Raw genomic sequence first — 10,682 nt, 5'->3', positions numbered from 1 at the left:
ACACTAAGGTCAGTTTGAGTAAAGTATCTTCTCTTCATTTTATTATTTCTCCCAAACCAAAGCACTCGCACCCAAAATCGCCGCATCAGCTTCATCTAACTCACTGAAAACCAACTTTACTTTATTTCTAAAAATAGGGAATAGGTTCCTTTCCATGTGTAGTTTGGTTGGTTTCATAATAAAATCACCAGCTTTGATGACACCACCAAAAAGTAAAATTGCTTCTGGAGAAGAAAACATTACGAAATTCGCCAATGCTTCTCCTAATTTTTGTCCAGTATAACGAAATACTTCAATCGCAATTGGGTCTCCTTTGATTGCGCATTCATAAACAATTTTTGAATTAACTTGCTCTTCCGGATAATCATTGAGCATAGAACTTGGGAATTCTGCCCGCATTTTCTTTGCGGTAATTGTTATTCCGGTTGCAGAGGCGTATGCTTCCAAAGAACCTTCTGATCCTGTACTCCAGTGTTTTCTGCCGCCAGGTTTTACAATGGTATGTCCTAGTTCTCCTGCAAAACCATCGTGTCCGTAAATTAATTGCCCATTAGATATGATTCCACTTCCTACACCAGTACCTAAAGTCATCATGATGAAATCCTTCATTCCTCTAGCAGCACCAAACATCATTTCGCCAAGTGCAGCAGCATTTGCATCATTGGTCATTTTGCAAGGAACTCCAAATTTTTCTGTTATTAACTTGGCAAAAGGAACAATTCCTTTCCAATGAAGATTGGGTGCTTGTTCAATTGTTCCAGTGTAATAATTGGCATTGGGGGCACCAACTCCAATTCCTTCAAACTGTTTCCCATCGCAATACTTCATGATTAATGGAGAAACTCTGTCATATAAAGTAGCTATAAAATCTTCAACTTCCGGATAATCATCGGTCTTTAGGTTTCCTTTTTCAAGAATTTCACCTCGATGATTTACGAGTCCGTATTTTGTATTGGTTCCTCCAATATCAACGCCGAGTGCTACTTGCCTGGATAGGTCTATTAATGCCATTAATGAAATTATTTAATGGCTTAAAATTACAAAAAAATCGCTTGCGACTATAAAAAAAAACTTCTCCAATTGAATTGAAGAAGTTTTAAATATAAATTGATATCTCTTATGCAGGGATTTCTCCTTTGTATAAGAATGAAATAATTTCTTTGTTAACTCTTTCTACCATTTCGGTGAAAAGATAAAAAGATTCCTGTTTGTAAATCACCAATGGATCTTTCTGTTCGTACACTGCTCCTTGTGATGAACGACGCAAATCATCCATTTCTCTGAGGTGTAATTTCCAGTTTTCATCGATAATTGCTAGAGAAATATTCTTCTCAAAATCGTTGATCAAAGAATCACAATGGGTATCATGTGCTTCTTTCAAATCGGTAACAATGGTCATCGTTTTAATTCCATCGGTGAAAGGAACCTGAATCATTTTGAACATTGAACCTTGATTTTGGAATACATTCTCGATAATTGGGAATGATTTTTCTTTCAAAAGAGTCAACTTCATTTTGTAATCCTCAGTTGCTGCTTTGTAAAGAATATCAGTAAGTTCAGGAACTTGTTTTGATTTAAATTCACTTTCAGTAACCGGAGCTTCCATGGTGAAGTTTTTAATGATTTCGTATTCAAAATCTTTGTAATCTCCTTCTAGTTTTCCTTTGGTTACAATAGATTGAGCCACATCATAGATCATGTTAGAAATATCATATTTCAAGTGATCACCGAACAATGCGTTCTTTCTTCTTTTGTAGATAACGTCACGTTGTTTGTTCATCACGTCGTCATATTCCAAAAGTTTTTTTCTGATCCCGAAGTTATTTTCTTCAACTTTTTTCTGCGCTCTTTCGATGGATTTAGAAATCATTCCGTGCTGAATTACTTCACCTTCTTTATGACCCATTCTGTCCATCATTTTCGCGATTCTTTCTGAACCGAAAAGACGCATCAAATTATCTTCAAGAGAAACGTAAAACTGAGAACTTCCTGGATCTCCCTGTCTCCCTGCACGACCTCTTAACTGTCTGTCAACACGTCTAGAGTCATGTCTTTCAGTTCCGATAATTGCTAGACCACCGTTTTGTTTTACTTCGCCCTGCAACTTAATATCAGTACCACGACCAGCCATGTTGGTTGCAATTGTTACAACTCCTGGTCCACCAGCCATCGCTACGATTTCTGCTTCTCTGGCGTGTAGTTTCGCATTCAAAACATTATGCTGAATCTTTCTCAGTTGTAATGCTTTTGATAATAATTGAGAAATTTCTACAGAAGTTGTACCAACCAAAACTGGTCTTCCGTCTGAAGTTAATCTTTCAACTTCTTCAATTACAGCGTTGTATTTTTCACGATTAGTTTTGTAAACTAAATCCTGTCTGTCATCTCTTTGAATGGGTCTGTTGGTAGGGATTACCACTACGTCCAATTTATAAATTTCCCAAAGTTCACCTGCTTCAGTTTCTGCTGTACCCGTCATCCCCGCAAGTTTGTTGTACATTCTGAAATAGTTCTGTAGCGTAACGGTTGCGAAGGTTTGCGTAGCGGCTTCAATTTTTACGTTTTCTTTCGCTTCAATCGCTTGGTGGAGTCCGTCAGAATAACGTCTTCCTTCCATAATACGACCTGTTTGCTCATCTACGATTTTTACCTCACCATCGATTACTACATATTCGTCATCTTTTTCAAATAAAGTATATGCTTTTAGCAATTGGCTAAGCGTATGTATTCTTTCAGATTTTACTGCAAACTCACTGAATACTTTTTCTTTCGCTTCAAACTCATCCTCTTTAGATAAATTTTGAGCTTCTATTTCAGCAATCTCAGTTCCGATATCATTCAAAACGAAGAAGTCTTTATCTTCATTTCCGGCAGACATATATTCTACGCCTTTATCGGTAAGATCAATTTGATTATTTTTTTCGTCAATTACAAAGTACAGATCTTTATCGGCGATCGGCATATCTTTGTTATTGTCCTGCATATATTGTCCTTCCACTTTTTGAAGAAGTGCTTTATGCCCGCTTTCCGAAAGGAATTTAATTAGTTGACGGTTTTTAGGTAAACCTCTGTATGCTTGAAGAAGTTTAAAACCTCCTTCTTTGGTGTTTCCGTTAGCGATTAATTTTTTTGCTTCGTGGAAGATGGCGCTTACCGTCTTTTTCTGAATTTCTACGATCCTGTCAATAGAAGGTTTTAAAACATCAAATTCCTGTCGGTCTCCTTGTGGAACCGGACCAGAAATAATTAATGGTGTTCTCGCGTCATCAACTAAAACTGAATCTACCTCATCAACAATTGCAAAGTTTAATTCACCCTGAACCAATTCAGAAGGTGAAGTCACCATGTTGTCTCTCAAGTAGTCAAAACCGAATTCGTTATTGGTTCCGTAAGTAATGCTTGATTGATATGCTTTTCTTCTTGCGTCGGAGTTGGGTTGGTGATTATCAATACAATCGATGGTCATCCCATGGAATTGATAAAGTGGACCCATCCAAAGGGAGTCACGTTTTGCCAGGTAGTCATTTACCGTTACTACGTGAACACCTCTTCCTGGAAGTGCATTCAGATAAATTGGTAATGTTCCCACCAATGTTTTACCTTCACCAGTTGCCATCTCGGCAATTTTACCGCTGTGCAATACAACTCCTCCGATGAACTGTACATCGTAGTGAACCATGTCCCAAACGATAGGAGTTCCGGCGGCATCCCACTTGTTTTTCCAAACTGCAGTGTCACCGTCTAATTCAATGAAATCTTTTGTGGCAGCAAATTCCCGATCTAAATCAGTTGCAGTAACTCGAATTTCTCCGTTTTGTGCTAATCTGCGAGCAGTTTCTTTAATAAGAGCGAAAGCTTCAGGAAGAATTTCGTTAAGAACTTTTTCTTCGATTTGATAAGAGTCTTTTTTCAAAGTTTCAATCTTTGAAAAGAGCGATTCTTTCTCATCAATATTAGTAGAATTCTTGATCTGTTCTTTGGTTTCCTCAATCTGCGTGGTAATACCAGCAGTTGCAGTTTTTAATTTTTCTTTAAATTCAGCAGTTTTTGCTCGTAAACCGTCATCAGATAATTCCTGAATTTTTGGTTCCGCTGCTTTTATTTTATTTAAAACTTTTTTTACTTCCTTGAGGTCAGTCACATTTTTGTCACCAAGAAAACCTTTAAGAACATTGTCTATAAATCCCATAGTATTTGCTTTCGGCTCAATGCGTGGGAACACGCGGCCATTTTAAAATTTTAATTTTTAGAATTTTTCTAAAATATAAAAGTCGATTGCCGAAAACGACGATCGACTGTGTTTTTTAATATTCATCTTCATTCCAAAGATAATCGTCGTCGGTAGGATAATCGCTCCATACCTCTTCAATTGAGTCATAGATTTCCCCTTCATCTTCGATGGCTTGAAGATTTTCTACCACTTCCATTGGTGCACCTGTTCTAATTGCATAATCAATAAGTTCCGCCTTTGTCATAGGCCAAGGTGCGTCGCTTAAATAAGAAGCTAATTCTAATGTCCAATACATATAATATAATTTTTTGCAAAAGTATAAAAATCATTGACATAAAAACATTTTTGTCTCTGATTTTCAACAAACTTTGATTAATATTTGTTTTTTTTCAAGAACCATTTCTCAAAAACCATTCCACAAATTTTTTATGCCATTTTGGAAATGAGTTCTTGGCTGAACGGATTCTGAGGTGTTTTTGATTTTAATTGTATAATCATAGAAGTCATCAAAACTGTCAATGTTAATGACAGAATGTCCACTTTTTAACAAATGCTCAGCCAAATGAGATTCTGTAAAACCAGAGCCGCCTGTAACGATATAATTGATAAAGTGTTTTAAAACGCTAAGATATGGATTAAATAAAAAATCTCAATCTTTATCAGTTGGGATTTTAGTGCTTTTTTAAGTGTTTAAATTCTGCTTTTACAGTTGGAAATAAAAAGAGGTAAATGGCTTATTTTTATTGGTTTAAAGTATTTGATTTAGGTTCTTTTTTGTAATTTTGTAGCGATAAAAACCAAAGTTATGAAACAAATGATTATTAAGTATTCGTTAGCGATTACTGTTGCGTTTCTGGTTGTTACCGCATGTAATAAAAAAGAAACCGAAACTACCCAGACTGAAAATTCAGAAGAGGTAATGCCAAGTTCAGATTCATTGGTACACAGTGATTCTACTAATTTGGGCTATGACTCTGCTACTGTGAAAACAGCGGTTGGCGTTAAGGATGAAGAGCAAAATGCAATCAAAGATGAAAAAGCAGATGCCGAAAAATTGAAAAACGATGAGGAGCACAAAAAGTAACTTTTCTTTTGATACACTTTAAAAACATCCTAATCAAGGATGTTTTCTTTATATTTGACTCTAAATATTTAATCATGAAATTCTCTGGACAGATTTTAAAAATGGCAACTCAAAATGGGCAGCCAATTCAATATTTTCTTAACTTATCCAATGATTTAATTAATATGAATCAGCTGATTGGTAAGAATATAAAACTGGAACATATTGGTTATCAATGTGTAAGTTGTGGTAGAAATGAAAAAATCTACCGAATGGGTTTCTGTAAAAAATGTTTTTTCGAAAGTCCTTTTGCCAGCGACACGATTATTCGTCCAGAATTATCTACCGCACATTTGGGAATTGGAGAAAGAGATTTAGATGTGGAAAAATCCATTCAGTTGCAGCCACACGTTGTTTATTTGGCATATACCGGCGATGTGAAAGTGGGCGTTACCCGCGAATCGCAAATCCCAACTCGATGGATCGATCAAGGTGCAACATTTGCGCTTCCGATTGCAAAAACCGAAAATCGGTACGAAGCTGGAATGATTGAAGTTGCTATGAAAGAACATTTGGCTGATAAAACCAATTGGCGAAAAATGCTGGAAGATGAATATGAAAATGATTTGGATTTAGCTGATTTCCGAGAAAAGGTCAAAAATTATTTTCCAGAAGATTTCAAAAACTTCTATTCTGATGAAGAAGAAATTGTAAAACTCGATTATCCTTATGAAGCTCCCGAAAAAATCACCTCTTTTACTTTAGATAAAAATCCGGAATTTGAAGGGATTCTTAGAGGAATTAAAGGACAGTATCTTTCTTTCGAAGGTGGAAAATTTATTAATATTAGAGGGCACGAGGGTTATGTGATTGATTTGGAAATCGGGTAAATGAAAAAGAAACCACAAACAAGAAAGCGAGCATGAAAAGAATAAAAAATGGTTTCTTGGAATTTAGAGCGCCTGGAGGAATTGATTAAATTTTAATGCGTGCGACCTGACATTCTTATTAGCGGCTTCGAACCATCTAAAATTTCCCTATTTTTGCACTTTCAAAAATTATTCAAAAAATGGAATTTCAGTATCAAGAACCTTTCCCGATTCTAAAAGACGACACGCAATACAAAAAACTCACCTCCGAATATGTAAAAGTTGAACAATTCGGCAGCAGAGAAATTTTAACCATCGATCCAAAAGGTCTTGAACTTCTTGCAGAAAATGCTTTGGCAGACGTTTCTTTCATGCTTCGCTCTTCACATTTGCAAAAACTCAAAAATATCATTGACGATCCAGAAGCAACTGATAATGATCGTTTTGTTGCGTACAATCTCTTGCAAAATGCGGCGGTAGCAATTGAAGGCGCACTTCCATCTTGTCAAGATACCGGAACTGCGATTTGCGTGGCGAAAAAAGGGGAGAATGTTTATACTGGTGCTGATGACGCAGAATGGATTTCAAAAGGAATTTACAATACTTACCAAGAAAGAAATTTAAGATATTCCCAAATTGTTCCTTTAACAATGTTCGAGGAAAAAAATTCGGGTTCTAATCTTCCTGCGCAGATCGACATTTACGCTGAAAAAGGAAACGAATATAAATTTTTGTTTTTAGCAAAAGGCGGCGGTTCTGCGAACAAAACGTTCCTTTATCAAAAAACAAAATCTTTATTAAATGAAAATTCGTTAGACGCTTTTGTTCGAGAAAGAATTATGGATTTGGGAACTGCGGCTTGCCCGCCTTACCATTTAGCTTTAGTAATTGGCGGAACTTCCGCTGAAGCAAATTTAGCAGCGGTAAAAAAGGCCAGCGCTGGTTATTACGATCATCTTCCGACCGAAGGAAACATGGGCGGACAAGCTTTCCGTGATTTGGAATGGGAGAAAAAAGTTCAGAAGATTTGCCAGGAAAGTTCTATCGGAGCGCAATTTGGCGGAAAATATTTAACGCATGATGTTCGGGTAATTCGTCTTCCACGTCACGCAGCTTCTTGTCCGGTTGGAATGGGTGTTTCCTGTTCTGCAGATAGAAATATCAAAGGAAAAATTACCAGAGACGGAATCTTTTTGGAACAATTAGAAGTGAATCCAAAACAGTTTTTGCCACTAACTCCACCTCATTTAGAAGAAGCGATTTCTATTGATTTGAATCAGCCAATGCCGGAAATTTTAGCTGAACTTTCAAAATATCCAATTAAAACTCGATTAAGTTTGAGTGGAACTTTAATTGTGGCAAGAGATATTGCTCACGCAAAAATTAAGGAATTATTAGACAGCGGAAAACCAATGCCCGAATATTTCAAAAACCACCCCATTTATTACGCTGGTCCCGCAAAAACTCCAACCGGAATGGCTTCAGGAAGTTTTGGTCCAACTACCGCAGGAAGAATGGACGTTTATGTTGATGAATTTCAGTCCCACGGCGGAAGTATGATTATGCTCGCCAAAGGAAATCGAAGCAAAGATGTTACGAATGCTTGCCACAAATACGGTGGATTCTACTTAGGTTCGATTGGTGGACCAGCTGCGATTTTAGCAAAAGAAAACATCAAGTCGGTTGAAGTAGTTGATTTCGAAGAACTTGGAATGGAAGCCGTGAGAAAAATTGAAATTAAAAATTTCCCGGCATTCATTATTTCAGATGATAAAGGAAACGACTTCTTCGAATCAATCGCCCACTAAGAAATTTAAAATCAGTTTAAATTACAAAAATCAGTGGTAAATCTTTTGTAACAACCAAAATTTATCCTATTTTTGCCTAAAATCTATTACAATGATTCTGTTATCTTCATTTTGGCCTTTCTACCAATTCCTTTGGACGATCTATTTCGTATGCATGTTCCTCGTAGGATTTTGGTGTATTTTTATGTTCTTTGGATATGTAATTCCAATCTGGTTATCCTTCGGATTATTAGAATATTTCGGAAAAACAAAACCTTTCGATCCAGAAGAAGTAAGAAGAAAAACAATGACCGAGCAAGAAGGAGTAGAACTTCTTTACAGCAACCCAAAAGGGCGTGGTCCATTCCTTCACACCGACGGTCATCACTAGTTGATGTCATTGCTCTCCCGCATTAATCCTGGGAAAAGCAATCACAAAGCAAAACCATATATAACAATCAGTTTCTAATTTTTTGGGAACTGATTTTTTTTTAGGAGCAAGAAGATTTCAATTTCTTAGAAAACTCAGTCCCGCTGTCCACTATATCTTTTTTGCTTTTCGAAAACCTTTAATCAAAAGAAAATTGAGGAAAAGCAAAAAAGGATGCCGTTCCCATCGGGGCTATAAAGAAATTGAGTTTTTCTTTCCAAAGCCAAATACTTGTTTCTTCTTATTTTTTACTTGGCTCTTTTTCTTATCTTTGCACCCACAAAAAAATCAAAAATGTCGAAGTCATTAATCCCGAAACTCGAAGCTATAAAACAACGCTACAACGAAGTTGCAGACCTTATTATTCAGCCCGATATTATTTCCGATCAGAAAAAATATTCAACTCTGAATAAAGAATACAGTGATTTGGGAAAAATCGTTGCCGTTTTCGATCAATACCAACAGGCATTGAACACTATTGAAGAATCCGACGAAATTATTGCCGACGGTTCTGATAAAGAATTTGTGGAAATGGCGAAGGTGGAAAAATACGAAGCCATGGATAAAATTCCGGGGCTAGAAGAGGAACTGAAAATCCTACTTATTCCGAAAGATCCTGCCGATGACAAAAACGTAATTGTAGAAATGCGAGCAGGAACAGGCGGTGATGAAGCTGCGATTTTCGTGGAAGATGTTTACAGAGCTTACGCCATGTATTTTAAAACAAAAGGTTGGAAACACGAAATCACCGATGCCAACGAAGCTTCAAAAGGTTATAAAGAATTAATTTTAAAAATTGAAGGCGACGGCGTTTATGGAATCATGAAATTTGAATCCGGCGTTCATCGGGTACAACGCGTTCCCGAAACCGAATCGCAAGGAAGAGTTCATACTTCTGCGATTACGGTTGCTGTTCTTCCGGAAGCTGAAGAAATCGATTTTGAATTAAATCCTGCCGATATTGAAATGCAAACATCGCGTTCTGGTGGAGCCGGTGGACAAAACGTAAATAAAGTAGAAACAAAAGTTCAGTTAACGCACAAACCTTCGGGAATGGTGGTTGTTTGTCAGCAGGCACGTTCTCAGTTGGCTAACCGTGAATTGGCGATGGAAATGCTTCGAACAAAATTATACGACATTGAAGTTCAAAAATCTGTCGGTGATATTGCAGCACAAAGAAAATCAATGGTTTCTACAGGTGACCGTTCTGCAAAAATTAAAACCTACAATTATCCGCAAGGAAGAGTTACCGATCATAGAATTAACAAATCAATGTATAACTTGGATGCTTACATGAATGGCGATTTGCAGGAAATGATTGATGCCGTGATTATGGCTGAAAATGCCGAGAAAATGAAAGGCGAGGAAGATAATTATTAAAAATATTTTTCAGGATATAAACGAAAGTGGGTTTTTGCTCACTTTCGTTTTATTTTGAGAAAGCTTATAAAAAAACTGAGGAATATTTCTATTTCAAGTATTTGAAAATAAAAAAAGGTATCAAAGTAGATGCTCTTTCTTATTTCTAAATAAATAATTTCGGTTTATTTTAATTTTAATTCATAAGAAGAAACGATTGTATTATCAACAATCATCTTTATTGCTTCATTACTAATGCTAATCATTTTTATAATCATTTTTTCAGATACAATATATTTGTCTTTATGATTATAAATCATTTCACCATTACCAATTCCTGTTGACTTGAGAGTTGAAGTTTTATCATTATTTTGGCTAATAGAAATTGAAAAAAAAGATAATTCATTTTCAATTTTAGTTAAAGTATATTTTAGATTTCCTGTTAAAGAATATCCTTCCGTTTTATTATCTGTAACTCTGTCAACTGTAAATGATTCTCCAATTTTCATTTTACTAATTTTTGGAAATTCAACAGTAAAATATTTAGGTAAAGAATTAATATACTGATCTTGGACTGGAGAATTTGTTTGTACAGGCTTCACAACAGACAATTTCCCATTTACAATATCACCTTTTATCATTTCATTTGGAAAACCCATTTCTTTTTTTTGTTTTTTCCCGTCGCTGTCAATATCAAAAAGAATATTACTGTAGGAAAATTCAAAAGGGAACGAATTGAGACTTCTTTTATCTGTTTTATAATCAGTCGTATAATTTATAAGATATTTTAATTTCCTGTTCTCATTATAACCTGCTTTTTTTATTGATGCTATTTCTTGCGGAGAACCAGTGATTTTCATGGTTCCTGAATTATCAATCTTTTGTTCAACGGTGAAACGAGAATTTTCAGGATAGCTAAATTCAAAATCGATTGTTTCCTGAG

The 10,682-nt window shown here is 35.9% G+C and carries 9 protein-coding genes and 1 pseudogene; 5 read left to right on the top strand and 5 right to left on the bottom strand.

All coding sequences use genetic code 11. The features are described 5' to 3' along the window. Positions 1 to 42: 42 nt before the first annotated feature. The 4 genes and pseudogenes from WBY99_RS05485 to WBY99_RS05470 all read right to left on the bottom strand — a co-directional run. Positions 43 to 1,011 (bottom strand): ROK family protein, encoded by a 969-nt coding sequence (locus tag WBY99_RS05485; protein WP_423975328.1) that lies wholly within the window; start codon positions 1,009 to 1,011, stop codon positions 43 to 45. 106 nt (positions 1,012 to 1,117) lie between these two features. Continuing rightward, entirely contained in the window at positions 1,118 to 4,189 is a 3,072-nt protein-coding gene (gene secA, locus WBY99_RS05480; RefSeq protein WP_423975329.1) for a preprotein translocase subunit SecA, read from the bottom strand. A 115-nt stretch (positions 4,190 to 4,304) separates the two neighbouring features. Further along, complete coding sequence (locus WBY99_RS05475) at positions 4,305 to 4,526, bottom strand: DUF2795 domain-containing protein (protein ID WP_133439307.1); 222 nt, start codon at positions 4,524 to 4,526, stop codon at positions 4,305 to 4,307. A gap of 141 nt (positions 4,527 to 4,667) precedes the next feature. Next, positions 4,668 to 4,838, bottom strand: a pseudogene (locus tag WBY99_RS05470) (NAD-dependent epimerase/dehydratase family protein); the annotation flags it as partial. A 198-nt stretch (positions 4,839 to 5,036) separates the two neighbouring features. Here WBY99_RS05470 and WBY99_RS05465 point away from each other — a divergent pair. The 5 genes from WBY99_RS05465 to prfA all read left to right on the top strand — a co-directional run bounded on the left by WBY99_RS05465 (position 5,037) and on the right by prfA (position 9,760). Further along, complete coding sequence (locus tag WBY99_RS05465) at positions 5,037 to 5,315, top strand: hypothetical protein (protein ID WP_423975327.1); 279 nt, start codon at positions 5,037 to 5,039, stop codon at positions 5,313 to 5,315. A 74-nt stretch (positions 5,316 to 5,389) separates the two neighbouring features. Next, entirely contained in the window at positions 5,390 to 6,184 is a 795-nt protein-coding gene (locus WBY99_RS05460) for a DUF2797 domain-containing protein (RefSeq protein WP_423975326.1), read from the top strand. Between the two features lie 179 nt (positions 6,185 to 6,363). Beyond that, on the top strand, positions 6,364 to 7,971 hold the full coding sequence (locus WBY99_RS05455; RefSeq protein ID WP_423975325.1) for a fumarate hydratase: 1,608 nt from the start codon (positions 6,364 to 6,366) through the stop codon (positions 7,969 to 7,971). 91 nt (positions 7,972 to 8,062) lie between these two features. Continuing rightward, complete coding sequence (locus tag WBY99_RS05450) at positions 8,063 to 8,341, top strand: hypothetical protein (RefSeq protein ID WP_423975324.1); 279 nt, start codon at positions 8,063 to 8,065, stop codon at positions 8,339 to 8,341. Between the two features lie 333 nt (positions 8,342 to 8,674). Beyond that, the gene (prfA, locus tag WBY99_RS05445) at positions 8,675 to 9,760 is read left to right on the top strand and encodes a peptide chain release factor 1 (RefSeq protein ID WP_423975323.1); all 1,086 of its coding nucleotides are present in this window, start codon (positions 8,675 to 8,677) and stop codon (positions 9,758 to 9,760) included. A gap of 164 nt (positions 9,761 to 9,924) precedes the next feature. Here the strand turns inward: prfA and WBY99_RS05440 are convergent, their stop codons facing one another. After that, positions 9,925 to 10,599, bottom strand: coding sequence for a hypothetical protein (locus WBY99_RS05440; protein WP_423975322.1), 675 nt, complete (start codon positions 10,597 to 10,599; stop codon positions 9,925 to 9,927). Positions 10,600 to 10,682: the final 83 nt, after the last annotated feature.

This window comes from Kaistella sp. (assembly GCF_049588135.1).
In the GTDB taxonomy this organism is placed as follows: domain Bacteria; phylum Bacteroidota; class Bacteroidia; order Flavobacteriales; family Weeksellaceae; genus Kaistella.
The sequence above is the reverse complement of the archived record's forward strand: the minus strand, read 5'-3'. Positions and strand labels throughout refer to the sequence as shown.

Bases quoted from the DNA above. Each gene is read 5' to 3' on its own strand.
- WBY99_RS05465 (WP_423975327.1), top strand. From the start codon at position 5,037: ATGAAACAAATGATTATTAAGTATTCGTTAGCGATTACTGTTGCGTTT.
- WBY99_RS05485 (WP_423975328.1), bottom strand. From the start codon at position 1,011: ATGGCATTAATAGACCTATCCAGGCAAGTAGCACTCGGCGTTGATATT.
- WBY99_RS05440 (WP_423975322.1), bottom strand. From the start codon at position 10,599: ATGAAAATCACTGGTTCTCCGCAAGAAATAGCATCAATAAAAAAAGCA.
- prfA (WP_423975323.1), top strand. From the start codon at position 8,675: ATGTCGAAGTCATTAATCCCGAAACTCGAAGCTATAAAACAACGCTAC.
- WBY99_RS05455 (WP_423975325.1), top strand. From the start codon at position 6,364: ATGGAATTTCAGTATCAAGAACCTTTCCCGATTCTAAAAGACGACACG.
- secA (WP_423975329.1), bottom strand. From the start codon at position 4,189: ATGGGATTTATAGACAATGTTCTTAAAGGTTTTCTTGGTGACAAAAAT.
- WBY99_RS05475 (WP_133439307.1), bottom strand. From the start codon at position 4,526: ATGTATTGGACATTAGAATTAGCTTCTTATTTAAGCGACGCACCTTGG.
- WBY99_RS05450 (WP_423975324.1), top strand. From the start codon at position 8,063: ATGATTCTGTTATCTTCATTTTGGCCTTTCTACCAATTCCTTTGGACG.
- WBY99_RS05460 (WP_423975326.1), top strand. From the start codon at position 5,390: ATGAAATTCTCTGGACAGATTTTAAAAATGGCAACTCAAAATGGGCAG.